Genomic DNA, 234 nt, shown 5'->3' on the forward strand with positions numbered 1-234 from the left:
CCGCCACGGCGACAGCGAAGACATCTTCGTGCCGGTGTTCACCGCGCTGGCCCTGACGTTCGGCCGCAACGGCAACAAGACCTGCTGGGACAACGCCAACGGCGAGGAAACCGCACTCAATGCACCGTGCGTCTGGATGCAGTACTGGGTTGAGCTGGCCTCGCCCGCCGACGCCGGCGACTAACGGGAGTATCTGGAAAACAACACGGCACAGCCGAACGCCGCCGGGCTCTT

1 pseudogene is annotated in these 234 nt (G+C 65.0%); it reads left to right on the top strand.

Annotated features, from left to right (window positions below):
- Positions 1-184, top strand: a pseudogene (locus ACQG3P_RS24260) (ABC transporter permease); the annotation flags it as partial.
- Positions 185-234: the final 50 nt, after the last annotated feature.

The sequence above is a fragment of the Stenotrophomonas sp. SrG genome (assembly GCF_050031795.1).
GTDB classification, from domain to species: Bacteria; Pseudomonadota; Gammaproteobacteria; order Xanthomonadales; family Xanthomonadaceae; genus Stenotrophomonas; species Stenotrophomonas rhizophila_A.